The following is a 21,051-nucleotide window of genomic DNA, read 5'->3' as shown; positions in this document are numbered from 1 at the left end:
TCATCATCGGGCGCGGGGGAAAACAAGGGAACAAAGGAATTAAGATAAGGATTGCCGGAAAATGGCTATAAAAAAACCGCCCCGGAGAGGAGCGGTGATGAACGGTGAACGATTACGAACGTAAGTCGATCACCATACGGCCACGGATCTGGCCCTGTTCCATCTCTTTAAAGATGGCGTTGATGTCCTCGATCGGACGCATCGTGACTTTCGGCACCACTTTGCCTTCTGCGGCGAACTGGAACGCTTCCTGCAGATCCTGACGGGTGCCGACCAGCGAACCCACCACCTGAATGCCGTCCAGCACCAGGCGCGGAATATCGAGGCTCATCGCTTCCGGCGGCAGGCCAACGGCGACCACGCGGCCGCCGGCACGCACGGCGTCTACCGCCGAGTTGAATGCCGCTTTTGCGACGGCGGTGACGACAGCGGCATGCGCGCCGCCGGTTTTTTCCTGCACAATTTTAGCGGCATCTTCGCTGCGGGAGTTGATGGTCAAATCCGCACCCATGCTTGCCGCCAGCTTCAGCTGCTCGTCATTAACGTCAAGGGCGATGACTTTGGCGTTAAAGACGTTTTTAGCGTACTGCAGCGCGAGGTTGCCCAGCCCGCCCAGACCGTAAATCGCAATCCACTGGCCCGGTTTAATACCGGAAATTTTTACCGCTTTGTAGGTGGTGACCCCGGCACAGGTGATACTGCTGGCTGCAGCGGATTCCAGACCGTCCGGCACTTTTACCGCGTAATCCGCGGTGACGATGCACTCTTCCGCCATGCCGCCGTCAACGGAGTAGCCGGCGTTTTTCACATCGCGGCACAGGGTCTCGTTGCCGGTATTACAGTATTCGCAGTGGCCACAGCCTTCAAAAAACCACGCCACGCTTGCGCGGTCGCCGACCTTCAGCGATTTCACGCCAGGGCCGACTTCTTTCACGATCCCAATCCCTTCATGGCCCAGGATAACCCCGGTTTTGTCGCCGAAATCACCGTTCTTCACGTGGAGATCGGTATGGCATACGCCACAGCACTCCATCTTCAGCAGGGCTTCCCCGTGCTTTAGCGGGCGTAAGGTTTTTTCGGTGACGTTGACCTGGTGGTCCTGTGTGACAACAGCAGCCTTCATGTGTATCTCCTTGTTCATGATAAGAATCTGCATAGCAGGTGTAATACCCCTTAAGGATTAATACATTAGCCTGGTAATGCAAGGCTGCCGCAACATAATGTCATCATTTGATTCGATTTCAGATTAAGAATACGGCGATCCTCTAATAATTAAGGGGGGAAAATGCTGGCCCGGCGAGGTGCTCGCCGGGCGCAGGCTTACAGCTGTGCTTCTATCTCCTCAATCTCCTTACGCCATTGCGCCTGCAGCTGCGGCTTTTGATGCTTCGGCTTGCGCGCCAGATCGTCTTCCAGCAGCGTTTCCAGCGCAACCAGCCGTTCAAGCAGATCGTCATACGGCGAGGGTTGCACCGTCGCGGCGACAGAGGGCGCAGCGGATGTCATAAGCCCCGCGCTTTCACGCAGCCGCTCAAAAACCGCTTCTGCATCGTGCCACTCGCTCAGCGTTCCCTCTTCAATCAGCCAGAAACGGTTGCAGCTTTGGCTGATTAACTGACGGTCATGGCTGACCAGCAGCACGCCCCCTTCGAACTGCTGAAGGGTTTGCGCCAGCGCCTCTTTGCCTTCCATATCGAGGTGGTTGGTTGGCTCATCCAGCATCAGCAGGCTGTAGCGGGCAAGCGTCAGGCCAACGAACAGCAGGCGCGAACGTTCGCCGCCGCTGAGTGTGCTGACTTTTTGCCCGTGACGGGACCACGGGAACCCGGCGCTGATGAGCGCCATCTTCCTGTTTTGCGGATCGGGCGCGAAGGGCTCCAGCGCGTCGAGCAGCGTGGCATCATCCGGCAGCTGGTTCAGCGTCTGGTCGTAATAGCCCGGCGAGACGCGCGGATGGATTTTCAGCCCGCCGTCCGCCAGCTCATCGGTAAAATGTCGCCAGATAAGCCTCATCAACGACGATTTACCGCAGCCGTTACGACCGACAATCGCCACGCGATCGCCGCTTTTCAGCCGCGCCATTTCGATGTTAAACAGCGGCGGTAGTCCGGGCGCCGGCGGGACGCCGAGATTTTCCATCTCCAGCAGACGGTCTGCCCGCAGCGCGTCACCGCGCAGGGTTAACGTCCACTGGCTACCCGCCGTGAGCGCGGTCTGGCTCTCTTTAAGCCGTTCAACCTGTTTTTCCATCTGTTTGGCTTTGCGGGCCAGGTCTTCATTGTCGTAAACCTTGCCCCAGACCGCCAGCCGCTTAGCGCTGGCGGTGACGCGGTCGATCTCCTTTTGCTCCGCCTTGTGGCGCTGCGCGTCGCTTTCGTCTTTTGCTTCAAGCGCCTCGCGTGCCGCCGTGCAGGGAAGGGCAAAGTAGTGCAGCATCTTATCGCGCAGGATCCAGCTGCCGTTGGTGACGGCATCCAGCAGCTGTCTGTCGTGCGAGACCAGCACGAAGCTGCCTGACCAGTTCTGTAAAAAGTGCTCCAGCCAGAGCATGGTCGGCAGGTCCAGGTGGTTGCTGGGCTCATCAAGCAAGAGCAGGTCCGGCTCGTGAATCAGCGCCCGCGCCAGCAGAAGGCGGGTGTGCTGCCCGCCGCTGAGCGTGGCGGAGTGCAGCGACATATCCTGCGACGTGAAGCCCATGCCCGCCAGCAGCGTTTCGGCTTTCCAGCGCAGGCTGTCGCGTTCCGCTAAGGGCAACTGGGCCAGGACGGCATCCAGCATGGTCAGCGGTAAAATAGCGTCCGGGAGGTGTTGCTCAACGCGCGCCATCAGGCAGTGCCCGGCCAGCGCTACCGTTCCGGCAGCAGGGGAGTCCGTGCCGTCCAGCACCTTCAGTAGCGTACTTTTGCCGCAGCCGTTATCGCCCAGCAGACCAATGCGGTCGCCTTTTTTCAGCGTAAAGGAGAGAGAGTCGAAGAGCGTGCCAAACGCCGTATCAACGCGTAAAGATTGTGCAGTGAGTAAAGTGCTCATTGTTGCTTACCCAAGAGTTACAGGCATGTTTATGCCTCGTCAAACATCGCTGACGATAACTCAGTAAGCCCGAGAGAAGGGATTTCAGGGGTTGGTGTCTTCGCTCAAGCAGAAGTTATCGCAGCACGATACCGATAACGCTTGAGCTGGTGCGATCACCAAATGTATGTGAAACATTGAAAATTTCACAGTACAGCATAATTGGCCTCCTTATATATTCAGTGGGTTAATGGATTAAGGGAGTGTAGCGGGGGAAAAGGGGTTTGGCTAGTGGGTATTCGATGGTGCGGTCTGTTCCCCTCACCCTAACCCTCTCCCGGAGGGAGAGGGAACGGTCGGAACACAGAGTTAAATCGAGGTGCGGCGATAGCTGCGGTATTCAGGCTTCCAGAAGTTGTCGTCGATGGCCTGCTGCAGCGCGTCGGCAGAGGTTTTCACCGCCACGCCCTGCTGCTGCGCCATTTTACCTACCGCGAATGCGATAGCGCGCGACACCTTGTGAATGTCTTTCAGCTCTGGCAGCACCAGACCTTCGCCGTCGTTGACCAGCGGCGAGTGGCCCGCCAGGGTCTCGCTCGCCGACATCAGCATTTCATCGGTGATGCGGGACGCGCCGGAGGCGATAACGCCCAGACCAATGCCCGGGAAGATATAGGAGTTGTTGCACTGGGCAATCGGATAGGTTTTATCCTTCCACACCACCGGATCGAACGGGCTGCCGGTGGCAACCAGCGCGTTGCCTTCGGTCCAGGCGATAATGTCCTGCGGCGTTGCTTCCACGCGTGAGGTCGGGTTGGAGAGCGGCATCACGATAGGGCGTTCGCAGTGCTTGTGCATCTCGCGAATAATCTCTTCGGTGAAGAGACCGGTTTGCCCGGAAACGCCGATCAGAATATCCGGCTTCACGTTGCGCACCACGTCCAGCAGGGAAAGGACTTCGTTGTCGGTATCCCAGTTTTTCAGGTTCTCGCGCTTCTGCACCAGTTTAGTCTGGAACGGCAGCAGGTTCGGCATGCCGTCGGTCAGCAGGCCGAAGCGGTCAACCATGAAGACGCGGGAGCGGGCCAGCTCTTCGCTCAGGCCTTCGCGCTGCGTCTGGGCAATAATCTGCTCGGCGATACCGCAGCCCGCGGAGCCTGCGCCCAGGAAAACGATTTTCTGGTAGCTCAGCTGGCTGCCGGCCGCGCGGCTGGCGGCGATAAGCGTCCCCACGGTCACGGCGGCGGTGCCCTGAATGTCGTCGTTAAAGGAACAGATATCATCGCGATAGCGGTTCAGCAGCGGCATCGCGTTTTTCTGCGCGAAGTCTTCGAACTGCAGCAGCACGTCCGGCCAGCGGTGCTTCACGGCCTGGATGAAATCGTCAACAAACTGATAGTACTCGTCGTCGGTAATACGCGGATGACGCCAGCCCATATAGAGCGGGTCGTTCAGCAGCTGCTGGTTGTTGGTGCCGACATCCAGCACGACCGGCAGGGTATACGCCGGGCTGATGCCGCCGCAGGCGGTGTAGAGGGAGAGTTTACCGATTGGGATCCCCATCCCGCCAATGCCCTGGTCGCCAAGGCCGAGAATACGTTCGCCGTCGGTCACCACAATCACTTTGATATTGTGGTTCGGCACGTTCTGCAGAATATCGTCCATGTTGTGACGGTTCTGATAAGAGATGAAAACCCCGCGGGAGCGACGGTAGATCTCGGAGAAACGCTCGCAGGCCGCACCCACTGTCGGGGTGTAGATCACCGGCATCATCTCTTCCAGATGGTTCTGCACCAGGCGATAGAAGAGGGTCTCATTGGTGTCCTGAATGTTACGCAGGTAGATGTGTTTGTCGATCTCAGTTTTGAAACCCTGATACTGGATCCACGCGCGCTCTGCCTGTTCTTCAATGGTCTCAACCACTTCAGGCAGTAAACCGAGCAGGTTAAAGCTGCTGCGCTCTTCCATGCTGAAGGCGCTGCCTTTGTTGAGCAGGGGGAATTCGAGTAAAACCGGTCCGGCGTATGGGATGTATAAGGAACGATGTTTTTTCAGTTTGTTGTCCATGTCACTCACTCTTTTTATGAAGATCCGTCCCTGACACTGCTGTTTGTCATCTTTCTGGCCTGTGCGCTGGGGTGCGGTCAGGCGGTATTATAAAGGAGCTAAATATTAATTACCGCAACACATAAACAAAAACACCATCGGGATTACCGATGGTGTTCTGGATCTTAGTCTGGAACTTACTTGCCGGCGTGGCGTTTTCTGCCGGTGGCGTGAGTGACTTGCGTTTCATGGTCGCCTTCAATCACCACTTTACGCTGATTAGAAAGCTTGTAGTTCAGTCCCAGAATATGGCGTGCCTGACGGTTCGATTTCATGTTAACTCCTCAATCCTGTTGATAGTTTTAAGGACCAGTTTGCTTACGCAAACGAAATGTAACCCCTTAGGTTGCAGATCCAGCTTAGCAGGTTTTTACAAGGGTGCGTTTTGCCCGCTGACGACGTAATTAATGGTCTGCTGGTAGATGTCACTGAGGATGTCATTATCCGTGGATTCCACCCACTTGGTGAGTTCCATCAAAATGTCATCTTCAGTCACAGCACCGTGCTCGGCGTGAAGACCCTGCGCAATCGCGTTAACGAGTTCAGGTTGTGCTGCTGTGGTATTAGCCGGGTAATAAGTAAACATGCTGCCTCCGTGTCGTTGTCTGTTTAATGGTACGGCTCGCAAAAAATTTAATTCACAAACAGAATGGCAAATATTTTCCCGGTTGTGGCTCAGATTCATCTTAGAAATAAAAATGATATAAGTGCATGCTTTTATGCGCTTTTAGACGGAGAGGATATATCGACGAGTAACGGCGGGGATATTATGAGGGTGCTCCTGCTATCACGAATATATAGCAGGAGCAGAGGTTAAATTACCACTTCATTTCGCCGGTATTCACCTTCGCGCTTAATTCCAGCGAGCTCTCTTCCGCCAGGCCCGGATACTGTTTTTTCAGGGTGCTGATAACGCCTGCGGAATCTTTATGTGCGGTTAAGGCTTTTTCAAAGCGCTGCAGATAGTCGCGGGTAAAATCAATCGCGCCAGCGCCCGCCGGTGGGGTGCCCAGATAGTGTCCCGGGATCACGCGTTCTGGCTTGTGCGCGGCCATAGCCTGCAGCGTGTCCTGCCACTGCTTACGGCTTTCCGGGGTCTGGGTGTCTGCCGTCCAGACGTGAATACCCCAGGCTACCCCGGTGCCGCCGAGGATCGTTTTCGCTGACGGGATCCACACATAGGCCGCGTAGCTGTCCGGCTGTTCGATATCGACCTTTTCCCCGTCAACCATAAACGTGGTGGAGGCGAGAACCTGCGGAACAATCAGTTCCGTTGGCGCACCGTCTTTCATCTGCGGGCCCCAGAAAGCCAGCTTGGCGTCTTTAGTGGCCTTGATATGGTCAACCACGTGCTGCGTGGCCACCACTTTGGCATTCGGGAAGGCTTTGACCAGCGGCTGCAGGCCAAAATAGAAATCCGGATCGCCGGAGGTGATCACAATCTTATTCAGGGTTTTACCGCTACGGCGAATTTTCTCTACCAGCGCTTCGCCATCCTTCACGCTGAACTGCGCGTCAAACAGCACCGCTTCCTTCGGGCCGGAAACCAGCGTGGAGGAGACCGCGAAAATGCCTTTTTCCTGCGGGTTGTAGGTATCAACGTTCAGCTGTGCGGCAAACGCGGCCGGCGTGATAAGGGTGGAAAGCAGGGCAAAGTGAGTGAGTTTCATGCTGTTGTCTCTGTTGTTCAGGAATGTCTCTATTGTACGGATATTCGCATTTGCCAGAATTCCTGAAACAAGACATGCTTAGTTTCATAAATCGAGCAAATGGAGCTTATATGGATCGCGTTATTGCCGCTCAGGTCTACAACCGGATATGCGAGCTGGGAAGCTTGAGCGCGGCGGCACGCGCGCTGGGCATCTCCCGGCCGATGGTGAGCCGCTACCTTGAACAGATGGAGAAGTGGGCGGGCACGCGGCTGGTAAACCGCTCGACGCGCAAGCTGACGCTGACCGCGGCAGGGGAAAAGGTGCTGCAAAAAACGCGGACGCTCTCGCAGATCTCGCAGGAAATTGAGGGCCAGTCGGAGAAAGACCTTCCGTCAGGCACCCTGCGGGTGGCCTGCGCGCACTTTACCGCCATGCATATGATTGCGCCGGTTCTGCCCGGCCTGCTCGCGCGCTACCCGCAGCTGCGCGTTGAGCTTGACGTGAACAACCACCCGGTGAGCCTGGTGGGAGAGCGTATTGACGTCGCCGTGCGTATTACCGACAACCCCGAACCCGGGATGATTGGCCGCCGGCTGGGGGAATGTCGCTCGATGCTCTGCGCTTCGCCGGACTATCTGGCACAGCGCGGCACGCCCGCCAGCCCTGAAGAACTCGCGCAGCATAACTGCCTGCACTACAGCTTCTTCGCCGGGCAGTCCTGGCACTTCCTGACGCCGGAAGGGGAAAGCCTGAGCGTGGCCGTCAGCGGCAACCTGAGCGCCAGCATCTCTTCGCTGCTGATGGACGCGGCGATCAAGCACTGCGGTATCGCCATGCTGCCGGAGCGCGAAGCGCGTGCCGCGCTGGAGCAGGGGTCGCTGGTGCCGGTACTGGAGGCGCTGGAACCCAAGCCGCTTGCCATCCACGGCATTTACCAGTCCCGGGAATATCAGCCTGCCGCGCTGCGGGTGTTCCTTGATGAGCTGGCCCGCTATCTGGCATAAGAGGCGATTACTTTGTCTTTAGCCAGGGAGACGTCGTGCTCCAGAAAATAATATCGGCCCCGAGATAATTTTCTGCGAACCGATTAAATTCAGCTTTGGTGAAGGGTTTACCGGTCTGAGGATTCCTGTAAGTCAGGGTCGGTTCCTGAACTGCCATCGCGATGAGCGGCAGCGTCTGTTTATTTTTATTGAAGAAAGGATAGGCATTCTTCATGTGTGCCTTGCGGTTGGGAACAATGTCCGGCCCACCCAGGCCTACTTTGTTGGCGCTGGCCCAGGCAAAAAGACGCCCCATGTAGTTGTGGTCATTATCCCATTCGCACGGCCAGAAGTTCACGTATTGCACCACGTGTGATTTCTGAAAAGCCTTTCGCGCAAAGGCCAGGTTTTCCATTTCTCCCGCAAAATAGCCGTCGCAGGTAAACCCGGCGGGCGGATTTTTTTCGTCGAGATCGATGGCGGTTTCAGGCAGGTTTACCCCATACACCTCACCGTCAAAGCGTTTCGCAAGGGCCGCCAGCAGCGCCTGGTAGCGCTGGCGCACGGCGGGGTCCCAATGACGCGCCACCCATCCTGAACCGACGGGCTTGCCTTCACCGGGGTTATCGAACTGCGGTGCAATTCCGCCACCGTATTGCTTATCGTGCATCAGATAATCCGGCACGTAGCGGGCGTCCGGCTCGAAGAAGCGATCCTGAATCTGGATGAAGAGCTTTTTCCTGGCACCCTTAAGACGTGCCAGGTCCCGTTCAATGCGCGAGAAGTCGTAGCGATCTTTCTCTGGCTCAAGCGCGCGCCAGTTGTAGACGATCTGCACGCCGCCGATGTCGCTTCGCGCAACGAGCGGAAACGCCGCGTCGAGATCGCCGGAGCTGGTATAGATAAAGTTCTCCGGCGTTTTCGCCAGCGAAGACAACGATAAAGCCAGCGTGGTTACCGCAACGGCCATCCTGATTTTTAGCGCCATAGGTTTATCCTTTTTTGTCGGTACAGCAGGTGTCAGTCCCGGAATTGTCTGTGTTCCAGGGTGAGGCAGATGCGTAGTCTATACTTAACCCTTTGTAAGCCAAAAGGAGAGCAAGAATGACTATTCATAAGCACGGTTCGGCACACTGGTCTGGCGACATTAAGCGCGGGAAGGGAACTGTATCCACCGAGAGCGGCGTTCTTAATCAGCAGCCTTATGGTTTCAATACTCGCTTCGAGGGTGAAAAGGGGACCAACCCCGAAGAGCTGATTGGCGCGGCACACGCGGCCTGTTTCTCGATGGCGCTGTCGCTGATGCTGGGCGAAGCGGGCTATACCGCCGATTCCATTGATACCACCGCGGATGTGTCACTGGATAAAACCGACGGCGGCTTTGCCATCACGAAGGTGGCCCTGAACAGTAAGGTGACCGTCCCGGGCATCGCCCCGCAGCAGTTCGATGGCATTATTCAGAAAGCGAAAGCGGGCTGCCCGGTTTCGCAGCTCCTGAAAGCCGAAATTACGCTGGACTATAAGCTTAACTAAGCCTCGGCCGGGTTCGCGCCCGGCTAACCCTTCAGCGCGGTGGGGAACACTTCCGCCAGCCACGCAATAAATACCTTAAGACGGTGCGTCAGATGCCGGTTCTGCGGGTACACCACGTGAAACGGATAGGCGGCAGGGCGCCAGTTGCCCAGGATCGCCGTCAGCGTACCCGCCTGTAAATACGCGTTAGCCGAATACTCAAAGGTCTGCACAATCCCCAGCCCCGCCGCGGCCGCCGCCAGGTGGGCATTGCTTTCATTTATGCCGAGATAATGCGGAATGTTGATTTCCAGCGTCTCGCCGTTCTCTCTGAAGCGAAACGGAAATGGCCGCCCGGTGACGGGCGAGAGGTAGCTGATGAGCTTGTGGCCGTTGCACAGCTCCTGCGGATAGGCCGGAACGCCGTGATTTTTCAGGTAGCCTGGCGTCGCGCAGGTGACCATTTCGGCGTTGCCAATATGGCGGGCGATGAGGGTTGAGTCGTCCAGCGGGCCGCCGCGGATCACGCAGTCTACGTTACCGCCGATCAGGTCCACCGGACGATCGGCCACCCCAAGGTCGATGCGGATATCCGGATAACGCTGCATGAAATCAGGCAGCAGGGGGATGAGCACGTCCCGGGCGGTGGAGCCGCCCACGTCAACCCGCAAATGCCCTTTTGGCGTCGCGCGGGACACGCGAAACGAGGTGTCGATATCTTCGATATCTATCAGGACCCTGAGCGCTTTTTCATAGTAATCCGCCCCTTCCGGCGTTGCGACAACCCGGCGAGTGGTACGGTGCAGAAGGCGTATCTCCAGATGCGCCTCAAGCGATTTTACCAGCTTGCTCAGCGTGGCGATGGGCATGTTCAGCGAGTCCGCCGCGCGGGTAAAGCTGCCGGTTTCCACCACCCGCGTGAAGGCACGCATCGCCATGAGCTGGTCCATGATGACCTCTGATTGTTTCTATAGGTGAATAGTCATTTTCATTTTTGCCCATTTTTCACTAATGCCGCAAGGGCTAAAGTCTGTTCAACGCGAGCGAAAGCGCGCAACGCAAACCCAACAAAAGGTAAATGACATGAACACGACTCTCTCAGGAAAAATTGCACTGGTCACCGGCGGCAGCACCGGTATTGGTCTTGCCACGGCGCAGGAGCTGGCGGCACAGGGCGCGAAGGTGTATATCACCGGGCGTCGTCAGGCCGAGCTGGACGCGGCGGTAGCAGAGATTGCTTCTGGCGCAGTGGGCATTCGCGCGGACGTCTCTAAGCTTGCCGATCTGGACGAGGTCTATGCCCGGATAGCCAAAGAAGAAGGCCGCCTTGATATCCTGTTCGCCAATGCGGGTGGCGGCGATATGCTGCCGCTGGGCGCCATCACCGAAGAGCAGTTTGACCGTATTTTCGGCACCAACGTCCGCGGGGTGCTGTTTACGGTGCAGAAGGCGCTGCCGCTGCTCTCTGCCGGATCGTCGATTATTCTGACCGGCTCGACGGTCTCCGTTAAGGGGACCGCAAACTTTAGCGTCTACAGCGCCAGCAAGGCCGCCGTGCGCAACTTTGCCCGCTCCTGGGCGCTGGATCTGCAGGGCCGAGGGATCCGCGTCAACGTGGTGAGCCCGGGCCCGATCAAAACCCCGGGGCTTGGCGACCTGGTACCTGAAGAACACCGCCAGGGGCTGTACGACGCGCTGGCCGCTCAGGTACCGCTTGGGCGTTTAGGCGCGCCGGGTGAAGTGGGTAAAGCGGTGGCGTTTCTGGCCTCCGACGCGGCCAGCTTTATTAACGCCATCGAGCTGTTTGTGGACGGCGGGATGGCGCAAATCTAATCCAGACTGCGCCAGCAGCGAAAGTCACGGCCCTCGCGAGAGGGCTGTAACGGCTGCGGGCGTTCACATCCCAGCGCTGCCATCGGGCAACGGTCGCGGAAAAAACAGCCTTCGGGCAGGCGGCGGTTGCCGGGAAGCTCCGTTTTGCGCAAGGCCAGGTTTTCATCTAGCGGTTTACCGGTTCGAGGTACTGAGTCGAGCAACAGGCGGGTGTAGGGATGGCGCGGCCCTCCCAGAACCTGCGCGGCGCTGCCCAGCTCGACAATCTGCCCGAGGTACATCACCGCCACGCGGTCGCTCATGTGCCTGACCACCGAGACGTTATGCGAGATCAGCACGTAGGTCAGATTACGCTGCTGCTGCAGCGTCACCAGTAGGTTGAGGATTTGCGCCTGCACGGAGATATCCAGCGCGCTGGTGGGTTCGTCGAGCACGATAATATCGGGGTCGGACGAAAGCGCCCGGGCGATGGCGATGCGCTGGCGCTGCCCGCCGGAAAAGGCGTGCGGAAGCCGGTCGAGATATTCCGGGCGAATGCCGACCTGCTGCGCCAGATTCTCCGCCAGCTGGCGGCGTTCCCGCTCGCGGCTGCGCTTTTGCACCCACACCGGCTCGGTGATAATGCGCCAGACCGGCAGGCGCGGGTCGAGCGAGGAGAGCGGATCCTGAAACACCATCTGCATGCCGCCCGCGTGGTGCGCCCGCTGGCATGCGCCGGTGCTGGGCTTAAGCATGCCCATCAGCAGCTGGGCCAGCGTGCTTTTCCCGCAGCCGGATTCCCCGACGATGCCGAGCGTTTCTCCCCGACGGATCTCCAGGTCGAGCCCGTTGAGGGCGTGGACCTGCTCCGTTACGCGCCCCAGCCAGTTTTTGCGCGCCGCAAAGTTCACGTGCACGCTATCCAGTTCCAGCAGTACGTCAGACATGGTGTTTCTCCCGTTGCGGATACCAGCAGGCGGCCTGTTGGCCCTCTGCGCCGTTGGGCTGCAGGCGCGGCGTTTCGTTGCATTTCGCCCCGGCGGCAAAACAGCGCTCGCGGAAAGCGCAGCCCTGCGGAAGCTGGCTGAGGTTGGGCACCGTGCCGGGGATGGCGGGAAGCAGGGCGCGCGGCTCGCCATTTTCCGGCGCGCACTGCAGCAGGCCAATGGAGTAGGGATGCACGGGGCGGTGGATCAGCGTTTGCGTGTCGCCGCTCTCGATCACGCTCCCGGCATACATCACGTACATTCTGTCGCAGAGCTGCGACACCACGGCCATATCGTGGCTGATAAACAGCACCGAGGTGCCGCTGGCCCGCGCCTTATGCTTCAGCAGGCGCAGCACCTGCAGCTGGACGGTGACGTCCAGCGCGGTGGTCGGTTCGTCGGCGACGATCAGCTCCGGCTCGCAGGAGAAGGCAAGGGCGATCATCACCCGCTGGCGCATGCCGCCGGAGAGTTCGAACGGATAGCGTTCCATCACCGCCTTCGCGTCCGGGATTTGCATCTCTTCCAGCAGGGTTATCGCCTTTTGCTGCGCCTCACGTCGCGAAAGCGGCTGATGCTGGCGGATCACCTCCATCATCTGTTTGCCAATCCGCCGCGTTGGGTTGAGTGCGGTCATGGGCTCCTGAAAAATCATCGCCACTCTGGCACCGCGCCACTGGCGAAGCTGCTTCTCGGAGGCCGTCAGGACGTTTTCGCCGAGTAATGTCACCTGACCATGATGAATACGGTAGCTCCCTTCCGGCAGCAGCCGCATGGCGAGCATGGCGGTCACGGACTTGCCCGATCCCGACTCGCCCACCACGCCGACGATTTCGCCCCTTTGGATCTCCAGCGAAACGTGGTTCAGCGCGTGAACCTCGCCGCGAAAAATCGGGAAGCTCAGGTGCAGGTCTTCAATGCGTAATACCGGTTCGGTCATTACTGTTTTCCTCCCGATTTCGGGTCCAGCAGATCGCGGATGCCATCGCCAAACAGGTTAAAGCCCACGGCGGTAATCAAAATCGCCGCACCGGGAAACGCGCAGTACCACCACTGGTCCAGCACGTAGTTACGGCCAACGGCCACCATCGCGCCCCATTCGGCGGTGGGCTGCTGCGCGCCCAGGCCAATAAACCCGAGCGTGGCGGCCATCAGAATGGCGCTGCCGATGTCCAGCGAAGCCTGCACAATCAGCGGCGGCAGGGCGTTGCGCAGGATATGCCAGCTGATCAAATGCCAGCGGGATGCGCCGAACGTGCGGGCGGCCTGAACGTAGGTAAACTGGCGCACCACCAGGGTTTGCCCGCGCGCCAGGCGGACGTAGAACGGAATGCGGACAATCGCAATCGCCAGCATGGCGTTAAACAGGCTCGGCCCGAGCGCGGCGGCCAGCGCCATGGTCAGCACCAGGGAGGGAATAGAGAGCATAATGTCCATCACCCGCATGATGATGGCGTCGCCGCGCCCCCCCAGCACGCCGGACAAACAGCCCAGCAGCGAGCCGATGCCGCCCGCAATCACCACCACCGCCAGCCCGGCGGTAATTGACTGCTGGCTGCCCGCCAGCACGCGGCTGAACAGGTCGCGTCCCACCTCATCGGTGCCAAACCAGTGCTGCGCGGACGGCGCCTGCAGGCGGGCGGTCAAATCCAGCGCGTTCGGGTCATGCGGCACGATCCACGGCGAGGCCACCATCAGGAAGAGCATCGCCATCATAATGACGCCGCCGACAATCGTGAGCGGGCTTTGACGCAGCATCCAGAACAGCTTTGCCCAGTTGATACGCTGTCTGGCGGTTTTAACAGCCGCGGGCGTTTCCTGAGTTAACATCATTCGGCACCTCCGCGCCCGATTCGCGGGTCAATCCACAGGTAAAGCAGATCGACCACCAGATTAACCAGCACGTAGGCCAGCGAAACAACGACGGCAAAGCCCATCACGGCGGGGAAATCGAGCGCCTGTATGGACGTCACCACCCAGGCCCCCATGCCCGGCCAGGCAAAGACGGTTTCGGTCAGCACGGCGCCGTAAAGCAGATCGCCCAGCGCCAGCCCGAGCACGGTAATCGACGGGATCATCGCATTCGGCAATGCGTAGCGCAGGACGATGTACCAGCCGGGCAGGCCGCTGGCGCGGGCCGTGCGGATGTAATCCTCGCTAAGCTGCTCCAGCATCGCGGAACGGACCTGCCGCGCCACAATGCCCAGATGTACAAACGCCAGCGTCAGCGAGGGTAAAATCAGGTGCTGAAGCGCATTGAAAAAGACCTCGCCATTGCCCTCCAGCAGCGCATCCAGCAGATAAAAGCCGGTGACGCGCGTCGGCGGGTCGAGCCAGTCGTCCAGTCTGCCGCCGCCGGGCAGAAGCTGCAGATGCCCATAGAACAACACGATGACGCCCAGGCCCAGCCAGAAGGCGGGGGTGGAGATGCCGGTCATCGCCATCAGCCGCACCAGGTGATCCAGCCAGCGGTTGCGGTACACCGCCGACAAAATCCCCAGCGGCACGCCGATGACCAGCGCCAGGAGCAGGGAGCAAAAGGCCAGCTCCAGCGTGGCGGGGAAAAAGGCCTTCAGATCTTCCGCTACCGGGCGTCCGGTGCGGATAGACGTGCCCAAATCACCGTGGGCCAGGGCGTCCACGTAGCGGCCAAACTGAATATACAGCGGCCGATCCAGCCCCAGCTGCTGGCGGATGTTCTGCACGATTTCGTCGCTGGCGCGGTCGCCGGCCAGCAGACGGGCCGGATCGCCGGGGATCAGGTGCGAAATAATAAAGGTGATGATACAGACACCGGCCACCACCAGGAGTAACCCCCAGCAGCGCTGGCGCACGATGCTCCAGAACGTCATACACTTTCCCCCGGCGAGAACCGTTATTTGCTCATGGTGGCGATGTTGAACACCTGCTCGAGCATCGGATTAAAGGTGAAGCCTTTGACCTCTTTGTTCATCGCCAGCTGATAGTTCTTCTGGAACAGATAAACGTAGGCCGCCTCGTCAATCACCACCTTTTGCGCCTGCTGGTAATCTTTAGTGCGCTCCGCCTGGTCCGTGGTTTTCAGCGCGGCCTGCAGCAGCGAGTCGACCTCTTTGTTCTCATAGAACGAACGGTTGCCCGGCAGCCCTTTTTTGTCTGATTCAAACCAGTAGTTCATGAACATATACGGGTCGGCAAAGTCCGGGCTCCAGTTGCCGATGGCGATGTCGTAATCGCCTTTGCCGACGCGGTCGCGCATGGTGGCATTAGCCAGCTTCTCCAGCTTGACGTTAATGCCGATCTTGCCAAGGCTGGCCTGGGTTGAGAGGGCGATAGGCTCCCAGTTCGGATCGTTGTCCGAGTAGAGGAAGGTCAGGCTGGCGGGCTTGTCTTTGACCTTCTCCAGGGCCGCTTTGGCTTTGGCCTCGTCAAAGCTGTACTGCATGGCCGTGGCGTCAAAGCCCCACATGCCTTCCGGGATCGGGCCGCGCATCTGCTTGCCGTTGCCGCTCAGAATGCCCTTCACCATGCCCTGGTAGTCCGTTGCCCAGGAGACGGCCCGGCGTAAATCCACTTGGTTGAGCGGGGCTTTGCCGTTGTTAAGGTAGAGGTAAGTCACGCGCAGCGAGGGGTACTCCGCGACGGCGACTTTTCCTTCCTGCTTCAGGGCCGCGAGCTGATCGACCGGCAGGGAGTCGGCAATGTCCAGGTCGCCGCGGGAAAGCTGCAGCCGGCGGGAGGCGCTTTCACCGATAATTTTCACCGATACGCGCTTAAAGTGCGGCTTCTCGCCCGGCCAGTGGGGGTTCGGCACCAGGATCAGCTGCTGGCCTTTCTGCCAGCTTTTGAGCATAAACGGCCCGGAACCGGCGGTGTTTTGCGCCAGATACCCGCGCGCGTCGTCCGCGGCATTGGCCTTCAGCACCGCCGGGTTAATGATGGAGGCCCCGTCGTTCGCCAGGGTGTACAGGAAGGGCGCGAACGGCTGGCTGAGGGTGAATTTCACCGTGTGGTCATCAACGGCGTCAACTTTCAGGTCTTTCGGGAAGGCTTCGGACGGCCCCTGGCTGAGCTTGAGCAGGCGTTCAAAGGAGAGTTTTACCGCTTCCGCGGTGACCGGCGTGCCGTCGGAGAATTTCGCGTTATCGGACAGGGTAAAGGTCCACTCCTTCTGGTCGTCGGACGCCTTCCAGCCCGTCGACAGATCGCCTTCCACCTCGGTGGAGCCCGGCTTGTATTTGACCAGGCGCTGATAGGACGGATAGGTAACGGTCCAGTCGTTGTTATCGATGGTGATGGCCGGATCGAGCGTTTGCGGGTCGGCGGCTTTACCGATCGCCAGCATGTCTTTCGGGACGGCAGCCAGCGCCAGCGGGGCGCTCAGGAGCAGCGTGGCGGCAATTACGGTCGAGAGAAGCGATGTTTTCATGGCAGTGCTCCAGGTTCAAAGAGGGGTGTGCGTCAGTGGAAAACAGGCAAAACGGTCATCAAGCAGCGGATAGCCGGCGGCGTTCGGCAGTTCGAAGTGCCACCATTCGCTGGCGATCCCGACAAAACCGCCGCCGAACATGATGGCGTTCAGCAGCAGACGGTTGCGCTGGGCGTGCGGCGGCACGGAGGGGTGATACGGATGCGAGCGGTCGTGCATTTCGTCAAAACCGGCCCCCATATCCAGCACGACGTTATCTTCGTCCATTAGCGTGACGTCGATGGCCGTGCCGCGGCTGTGGTTGGAGCCAATCGCCACGTCAACCACATATTCCGGGTTCGGGCAGGCATCCCACAGCTGGGCCTGCGCCTGCTGCGGTCGATAGGCGTCGTAGACCACCAGCTTCAGCCCGGCAAGCGCGGCAATGCTGATGGCTTTTGCCAGCGCGGTGGCGGCGTCGGTATGCAGCAGGCACAGCGCCTCCTGGTAGATCGGGCGGCCGGTGATGTTGTCGGCGGTGGCGTACTTCAGATCGATATGCAGCGTGGGAAACGTCTTCGCCACATCAATCAGTTCACTCTCTTCGGGCATAGCTCCGCTCCTTTAGCGTTCGAATTGTCCAAACTCTTGTTGTAATTGTCGGTTGACCGCCAGGCGCGCCGGAAGCGCATCACCCAGCGCTTCCACCACGCCCGACAGCAGCAGGTTGAACAGACAGCTCACGGGGGCAAGTGAATCCCAGAAATGACCGGTATCGGTTTTCACCTGCAGCAAATCAATTGGGTAATCCCGCGCCCACGGGCACCAGATGTCGGTGATTAGGGCCAGCGGAATGCCTTTCTCGCTCGCGACGCGGCAGTACTGGCGCGCCATTGCGGAGTAGGTGCGGGTATCGGTCAGCACGACGTAGGGATGCGAAAACCCTGAGTTCAGGGACTCAACCCAGCTCCCGGATGCGCCCTCTGAATAGCTCACGCGCGGGCGGAGGTACTCGAGGTGGCTGAAGAAGGCGTTGGAAATCCCGCGCGTGGACTGGATCCCCAGCACAAACACCGCGTCCGCGTGGGCCAGGTTGTGCACCACCTGACGGAAGGCGTCCGTTTGCGCCAGCTGATACACCTGCGTGATGGCGTCCACCTCCAGCGACAGAGCGTGCTGAAGGCGGTTGGGCAGGGGGCGCTGCTGCTGCCAGGAGTCCAGCCGCTCGTTCATACCCCAGGGCTGATACGGGTCGCGCAGGCTTTTTTTGGCATCTTCCAGGTTGCGATACCCGAGCTTGCGCAGAAAGCGCCCGACGGTGATCCCGCTGGTCCCGCTCGCCAGGCCTACGCTCTCCGCCGTTTCAAACGGGATTTGCGCGGCGTGCGCCAGCAGCCAGCTCGCAACCCGCTTTTCGCTGGGCGTGAGCTGGCTGAAGGTCGCTTCGATACGGCTCAACATCTCGGGTTTCGTCGTCATACCGCCTCGCTGTTAACAGGCTGTCAATGGCCGGATTGGTGTTACCAGGTTAACAATGCATGACGCGTGCCATGTTCACAGGAGGGCGAAAACCCGCTGTGCCGTAAACTTCATGCAATATTTACTTAACCAATGATCAACATTTGTGCAGCGTAGTTCACTTTTGGTGCACCGGCTGAAGCGGCAGGCATGAATTTGATGAATACGTCAGCGTGTTCACATTTTTGATAAGATAGAGGCAAAGTGAATATAAAAAGGATCCCGGCATGGCGAATTTGCCCTGGCGAGTCAGCGTGCGCCTGATGGCGCTTGCAAAGAAAATGGCGATGGTCGTGGGGATCGTGCTGATCGTCCTGCTGGCGGTGCGGGTGTATCTCTCGCAGCAGGGGCCGGAACTGCACCTGTGGCATACCTGGCGGGCCGATGAGATGTCCGTGCGCGAGCTGGACAAGGCCGATTTTGCCGGGTATATCGCCCGGGAAAACGCCATTTTTGCCGATCTGGATAAGGCTGTGACGGCGAAAACTGAGCGCGAAGAGCGCACGCCGCTAAACCGCTATTATCGCCAGAGCCTGGTGTGGCCCGGTCAGTTTTCACCCGATGCTAACCGCTCATTTGTGCTGATGCCTGCCGGAAAGCCGCGCGGCGCGGTAGTGCTGCTGCACGGATTGACGGACTCGCCTTACAGCGTCAGGCACCTTGCCCTTAACTACCAGCAGCACGGCTTTGTGGCCGTCGTCCCGCGCCTGCCCGGACACGGCACCGCGCCCGGCGCGCTGACCGGCGTTGACTGGGAGATGTGGCAGGCGGCAACGCGCCTTGCCGTGCGGGAAGCCACGCGTCTGGCGGGGGAGAATGTGCCGCTGCATCTGGTGGGCTACTCCAACGGCGGCGCGCTGGCGATGAAATATGCCCTCGATGCGCTGGACGCCCCTGCGCTGCGTAAACCGCAGCAGGTCATCCTGCTCTCCCCGATGATTGGCGTGACGGCCTTTGCGCGGTTCGCCGGTTTCGCCGGACTACCGGCGCTGCTGCCGGCGTTTGCCAAAGCGGCGTGGCTGAATATCGCCCCGGAATATAACCCGTATAAATACAATTCTTTCCCGGTGAACGCCGCCCGCCAGTCGTGGCTGCTGACGAAAGCCCTGCAGGAGCAGATTGGCCGCGCGGCGCGGGAGCAGCGGCTGGGGCAGCTCCCGCCGGTGCTGGCGTTCCAGTCGGTAATGGATTCCACGGTCAGCACCCGCGCGGTGGTGACCGGTCTGTTTGACCAGCTGCCGGCAAACGGCAGCGAGCTGGTGGTGTTTGACATCAACCAGGCGGCGAGCTTCCGCCCGCTGTTCAAGCCGTCGTCCTGGACGGCAACCTCGGCGCTGCTGCCGGTGGCGCAAAGGCGTTACAGTGTCACGGTTGTCACCAATGCGGACGAACGCAGTTTCTCGACGGTCGCGAAAACAACGCCGGCAGGCAGCACCCGCGAAACGGTCGTGCCGCTTGGGCAGTCCTGGCCGCAGGATGTCTATTCGCTGTCGCACGTTGCCGTGCCGTTCCCGCCGGATGACGATCTCTATGGCCGCGAGCCAGGCGTGAAAAACCGCTACGGCATCAGTCTGGGGACGATAGCGCTGTGGGGGGAGACGTCCGTGCTGAGCGTCGGAAAAGAGGCGCTTATGCGGGTCACCTCGAACCCGTTCTACGATTATATGCAGGAGAGGATCGATAGCCGGATCGGGGACGGGGGAAAGTAACGTTCCCTTGTGGCGTGAATATGTTAGGTCGCATTGATTAAGTATGTTAAATAGTAGCTTCAAGGCACCGCTCTTTCTCATCGGAACCCATTTTTGTGCTGACTACTTTAATCTACCGAAGCCAGTTGAATTTATCCCAGCCGTCTACAGAACTGCGGGAGCTGGTGGAGCGCGCCAGGGGCCGTAACGCAAAGCTGAATATTACCGGTGTACTCCTTTCTAAAGGGAGCGACATCCTGCAAATTCTTGAAGGATCGGAAGAGAGCGTGGTCAGCCTGTTCCATACCATCCGTGATGACAAGCGGCACAGTGGGGTGGTTGAACTGCTGCGGGACTATGGTCCGCGCAGGCGTTTCGAAAACGTCGGTATGCTGCTGTTCGATCTGCAAACGCAGTCGCCGAAAGAGGTGCTGCAGTCGGTTCTGCACTACAGCAAGCTGGACAGCTATCTGACCTCCGACGATCGGGTGTTCAAATTCATTCAGACGTTTATTATGGGCAAGCGTGCGTCTCCGTCAGGATCGCGCTACGTCCCGGAAAAATGGACGCTCTCTCCCGAAGCGCTACCCTTTGGTGAGAGCCTGGGCCTGATTGCCGATCAGCCCTGTCAGTTTGCGCTTCAGCCCATTGTCGAGCCCTCGGAAGGGAAGATCAGCTCCCTCGAGGCCCTCATCCGCGGCAACGACGGCGGCAGCCCGGAGCACTTCTTCAGCACCCTCGACCCGGAAAAAATCTACGAAGTCGACCTCCAGACGAAAGCGTATGCCTTTGCGCTGGCGGAAAAGCTGGGCATTGGCAGCCATAAAATTGCCGTAAACCTGCTGCCCATGTCGCTGGTGAACGTCCCCAACGCCGTGGAGTTCCTGGTCAGCGAGATTAAAAAACATGGACTGCAGCCGGAGCAGGTGGTGATTGAAGTCACCGAAAACGAGATGATTTCCGGCTTCAACCAGTTTAATAGCGCCATCAAGCAGCTTCGCGGTGAGGGCGTTGGCCTGGCGATCGATGATTTTGGTTCCGGCTATGCCGGTCTTTCTCTGCTGACTCGCTTTCAGCCGGACAAGATTAAAATCGACCGGGAAATTGTCAGCGATATCCACCTCAGCGGCGTGAAGCAGGCGATTGTGCGCTCCATCATCAGCTGTTGCTCCGACCTTGAAATTACCCTGGTGGCCGAAGGCATTGAGAAAATAGAGGAGTGGTGCTGGCTGGAATCTGCCGGTATCCGCCGCTTCCAGGGCTTTCTGTTTGCTCGCCCACAGCTTGACGGCGTTGGTGATATTTACTGGCCGCATCTGGTGCGCTAAGTCATTTTTCCGTCCCCGTTATTTCCCCTTTGCCCTGCCTGTGCTTAAATAGCTAAATCGGTTTAACATA

At 59.1% G+C, this 21,051-nt stretch carries 20 protein-coding genes; 5 read left to right on the top strand and 15 right to left on the bottom strand.

Annotated features, from left to right (window positions below):
- Window positions 1-112 precede the first annotated feature (112 nt).
- From adhP to AC3WOK_RS05595, 6 genes are all read right to left on the bottom strand, one after another.
- On the bottom strand, window positions 113-1,123 hold the full coding sequence (gene adhP, locus AC3WOK_RS05620; RefSeq protein ID WP_047348428.1) for an alcohol dehydrogenase AdhP: 1,011 nt from the start codon (window positions 1,121-1,123) through the stop codon (window positions 113-115).
- 197 nt (window positions 1,124-1,320) lie between these two features.
- Window positions 1,321-3,030, bottom strand: coding sequence for an ABC-F family ATP-binding cassette domain-containing protein (locus tag AC3WOK_RS05615; RefSeq protein ID WP_492354126.1), 1,710 nt, complete (start codon window positions 3,028-3,030; stop codon window positions 1,321-1,323).
- A gap of 348 nt (window positions 3,031-3,378) precedes the next feature.
- On the bottom strand, window positions 3,379-5,076 hold the full coding sequence (locus tag AC3WOK_RS05610) for an NAD-dependent malic enzyme (RefSeq protein WP_059310000.1): 1,698 nt from the start codon (window positions 5,074-5,076) through the stop codon (window positions 3,379-3,381).
- A 176-nt stretch (window positions 5,077-5,252) separates the two neighbouring features.
- Window positions 5,253-5,390: a stationary-phase-induced ribosome-associated protein gene (sra, locus tag AC3WOK_RS05605; protein ID WP_008501714.1), complete on the bottom strand. Its 138-nt coding sequence runs from the start codon at window positions 5,388-5,390 to the stop codon at window positions 5,253-5,255.
- Window positions 5,391-5,485: 95 nt separating this feature from the next.
- On the bottom strand, window positions 5,486-5,701 hold the full coding sequence (gene bdm, locus AC3WOK_RS05600; protein ID WP_023335793.1) for a biofilm-dependent modulation protein: 216 nt from the start codon (window positions 5,699-5,701) through the stop codon (window positions 5,486-5,488).
- 232 nt (window positions 5,702-5,933) lie between these two features.
- Window positions 5,934-6,785: a Vmh family MBL fold metallo-hydrolase gene (locus tag AC3WOK_RS05595; RefSeq protein ID WP_447855706.1), complete on the bottom strand. Its 852-nt coding sequence runs from the start codon at window positions 6,783-6,785 to the stop codon at window positions 5,934-5,936.
- 110 nt (window positions 6,786-6,895) lie between these two features.
- Here AC3WOK_RS05595 and AC3WOK_RS05590 point away from each other — a divergent pair, with 110 nt between their 5' ends.
- Entirely contained in the window at window positions 6,896-7,771 is an 876-nt protein-coding gene (locus tag AC3WOK_RS05590) for a LysR family transcriptional regulator (RefSeq protein ID WP_492354125.1), read from the top strand.
- 7 nt (window positions 7,772-7,778) lie between these two features.
- On the opposite strand, the gene AC3WOK_RS05585 is transcribed toward AC3WOK_RS05590, so the two are convergent.
- Window positions 7,779-8,738 (bottom strand): hypothetical protein, encoded by a 960-nt coding sequence (locus AC3WOK_RS05585; RefSeq protein ID WP_492354124.1) that lies wholly within the window; start codon window positions 8,736-8,738, stop codon window positions 7,779-7,781.
- 116 nt (window positions 8,739-8,854) lie between these two features.
- Between AC3WOK_RS05585 and AC3WOK_RS05580 the strand changes: the two genes are divergently transcribed.
- Complete coding sequence (locus AC3WOK_RS05580; protein WP_045326427.1) at window positions 8,855-9,283, top strand: OsmC family protein; 429 nt, start codon at window positions 8,855-8,857, stop codon at window positions 9,281-9,283.
- A gap of 23 nt (window positions 9,284-9,306) precedes the next feature.
- On the opposite strand, the gene AC3WOK_RS05575 is transcribed toward AC3WOK_RS05580, so the two are convergent.
- On the bottom strand, window positions 9,307-10,212 hold the full coding sequence (locus AC3WOK_RS05575) for a LysR family transcriptional regulator (RefSeq protein ID WP_492354123.1): 906 nt from the start codon (window positions 10,210-10,212) through the stop codon (window positions 9,307-9,309).
- A 133-nt stretch (window positions 10,213-10,345) separates the two neighbouring features.
- Here AC3WOK_RS05575 and AC3WOK_RS05570 point away from each other — a divergent pair, with 133 nt between their 5' ends.
- A complete protein-coding gene (locus AC3WOK_RS05570; RefSeq protein ID WP_492354122.1) occupies window positions 10,346-11,095 on the top strand; it encodes an SDR family NAD(P)-dependent oxidoreductase in 750 nt (249 codons plus the stop codon).
- Here AC3WOK_RS05570 and AC3WOK_RS05565 read toward each other — a convergent pair.
- From AC3WOK_RS05565 to AC3WOK_RS05535, 7 genes are read right to left on the bottom strand one after another with little or no spacing between them, the layout of a single operon-like run.
- Window positions 11,092-12,021: an oligopeptide/dipeptide ABC transporter ATP-binding protein gene (locus AC3WOK_RS05565; protein ID WP_492354121.1), complete on the bottom strand. Its 930-nt coding sequence runs from the start codon at window positions 12,019-12,021 to the stop codon at window positions 11,092-11,094. The two genes, AC3WOK_RS05570 and AC3WOK_RS05565, sit on opposite strands and share 4 nt — an antisense overlap.
- Window positions 12,014-13,000 carry an ABC transporter ATP-binding protein gene (locus tag AC3WOK_RS05560; RefSeq protein WP_492354120.1) on the bottom strand — a complete coding sequence of 329 codons (987 nt, stop codon included), beginning with the start codon at window positions 12,998-13,000 and terminating at the stop codon, window positions 12,014-12,016. Before AC3WOK_RS05560 ends, AC3WOK_RS05565 begins: the two co-directional genes overlap by 8 nt.
- Entirely contained in the window at window positions 13,000-13,893 is an 894-nt protein-coding gene (gene ddpC / locus AC3WOK_RS05555) for a D,D-dipeptide ABC transporter permease (protein WP_063430054.1), read from the bottom strand. Before ddpC ends, AC3WOK_RS05560 begins: the two co-directional genes overlap by 1 nt.
- Window positions 13,890-14,912 (bottom strand): ABC transporter permease, encoded by a 1,023-nt coding sequence (locus AC3WOK_RS05550; protein ID WP_059310008.1) that lies wholly within the window; start codon window positions 14,910-14,912, stop codon window positions 13,890-13,892. The genes ddpC and AC3WOK_RS05550 overlap by 4 nt, the downstream gene beginning before the upstream one ends.
- A 23-nt stretch (window positions 14,913-14,935) precedes the next feature.
- A complete protein-coding gene (locus tag AC3WOK_RS05545) occupies window positions 14,936-16,468 on the bottom strand; it encodes an ABC transporter substrate-binding protein (RefSeq protein ID WP_063430056.1) in 1,533 nt (510 codons plus the stop codon).
- 15 nt (window positions 16,469-16,483) lie between these two features.
- Window positions 16,484-17,059: a D-alanyl-D-alanine dipeptidase gene (gene ddpX / locus AC3WOK_RS05540; protein ID WP_063430058.1), complete on the bottom strand. Its 576-nt coding sequence runs from the start codon at window positions 17,057-17,059 to the stop codon at window positions 16,484-16,486.
- Window positions 17,060-17,071: 12 nt separating this feature from the next.
- Window positions 17,072-17,926: a MurR/RpiR family transcriptional regulator gene (locus AC3WOK_RS05535; RefSeq protein WP_492354119.1), complete on the bottom strand. Its 855-nt coding sequence runs from the start codon at window positions 17,924-17,926 to the stop codon at window positions 17,072-17,074.
- A gap of 266 nt (window positions 17,927-18,192) precedes the next feature.
- Between AC3WOK_RS05535 and AC3WOK_RS05530 the strand changes: the two genes are divergently transcribed.
- Together AC3WOK_RS05530 and AC3WOK_RS05525 are read left to right on the top strand one after the other, a co-directional pair.
- The gene (locus AC3WOK_RS05530) at window positions 18,193-19,674 is read left to right on the top strand and encodes an alpha/beta hydrolase (protein WP_059310012.1); all 1,482 of its coding nucleotides are present in this window, start codon (window positions 18,193-18,195) and stop codon (window positions 19,672-19,674) included.
- A gap of 95 nt (window positions 19,675-19,769) precedes the next feature.
- Window positions 19,770-20,981 carry a diguanylate phosphodiesterase gene (locus tag AC3WOK_RS05525; RefSeq protein ID WP_492354118.1) on the top strand — a complete coding sequence of 404 codons (1,212 nt, stop codon included), beginning with the start codon at window positions 19,770-19,772 and terminating at the stop codon, window positions 20,979-20,981.
- Window positions 20,982-21,051 lie beyond the last annotated feature (70 nt).

This window comes from Enterobacter sp. FW301-JW81, from assembly GCF_058788735.1.
Note: the sequence above shows the minus strand (reverse complement) of the source record. Positions and strands in the feature narration are given on the sequence as shown.

Bases quoted from the DNA above. Each gene is read 5' to 3' on its own strand.
- adhP (WP_047348428.1), bottom strand. From the start codon at position 1,123: ATGAAGGCTGCTGTTGTCACACAGGACCACCAGGTCAACGTCACCGAA.
- AC3WOK_RS05615 (WP_492354126.1), bottom strand. From the start codon at position 3,030: ATGAGCACTTTACTCACTGCACAATCTTTACGCGTTGATACGGCGTTT.
- AC3WOK_RS05610 (WP_059310000.1), bottom strand. From the start codon at position 5,076: ATGGACAACAAACTGAAAAAACATCGTTCCTTATACATCCCATACGCC.
- sra (WP_008501714.1), bottom strand. From the start codon at position 5,390: ATGAAATCGAACCGTCAGGCACGCCATATTCTGGGACTGAACTACAAG.
- bdm (WP_023335793.1), bottom strand. From the start codon at position 5,701: ATGTTTACTTATTACCCGGCTAATACCACAGCAGCACAACCTGAACTC.
- AC3WOK_RS05595 (WP_447855706.1), bottom strand. From the start codon at position 6,785: ATGAAACTCACTCACTTTGCCCTGCTTTCCACCCTTATCACGCCGGCC.
- AC3WOK_RS05590 (WP_492354125.1), top strand. From the start codon at position 6,896: ATGGATCGCGTTATTGCCGCTCAGGTCTACAACCGGATATGCGAGCTG.
- AC3WOK_RS05585 (WP_492354124.1), bottom strand. From the start codon at position 8,738: ATGGCGCTAAAAATCAGGATGGCCGTTGCGGTAACCACGCTGGCTTTA.
- AC3WOK_RS05580 (WP_045326427.1), top strand. From the start codon at position 8,855: ATGACTATTCATAAGCACGGTTCGGCACACTGGTCTGGCGACATTAAG.
- AC3WOK_RS05575 (WP_492354123.1), bottom strand. From the start codon at position 10,212: ATGGACCAGCTCATGGCGATGCGTGCCTTCACGCGGGTGGTGGAAACC.
- AC3WOK_RS05570 (WP_492354122.1), top strand. From the start codon at position 10,346: ATGAACACGACTCTCTCAGGAAAAATTGCACTGGTCACCGGCGGCAGC.
- AC3WOK_RS05565 (WP_492354121.1), bottom strand. From the start codon at position 12,021: ATGTCTGACGTACTGCTGGAACTGGATAGCGTGCACGTGAACTTTGCG.
- AC3WOK_RS05560 (WP_492354120.1), bottom strand. From the start codon at position 13,000: ATGACCGAACCGGTATTACGCATTGAAGACCTGCACCTGAGCTTCCCG.
- ddpC (WP_063430054.1), bottom strand. From the start codon at position 13,893: ATGATGTTAACTCAGGAAACGCCCGCGGCTGTTAAAACCGCCAGACAG.
- AC3WOK_RS05550 (WP_059310008.1), bottom strand. From the start codon at position 14,912: ATGACGTTCTGGAGCATCGTGCGCCAGCGCTGCTGGGGGTTACTCCTG.
- AC3WOK_RS05545 (WP_063430056.1), bottom strand. From the start codon at position 16,468: ATGAAAACATCGCTTCTCTCGACCGTAATTGCCGCCACGCTGCTCCTG.
- ddpX (WP_063430058.1), bottom strand. From the start codon at position 17,059: ATGCCCGAAGAGAGTGAACTGATTGATGTGGCGAAGACGTTTCCCACG.
- AC3WOK_RS05535 (WP_492354119.1), bottom strand. From the start codon at position 17,926: ATGACGACGAAACCCGAGATGTTGAGCCGTATCGAAGCGACCTTCAGC.
- AC3WOK_RS05530 (WP_059310012.1), top strand. From the start codon at position 18,193: ATGGCGAATTTGCCCTGGCGAGTCAGCGTGCGCCTGATGGCGCTTGCA.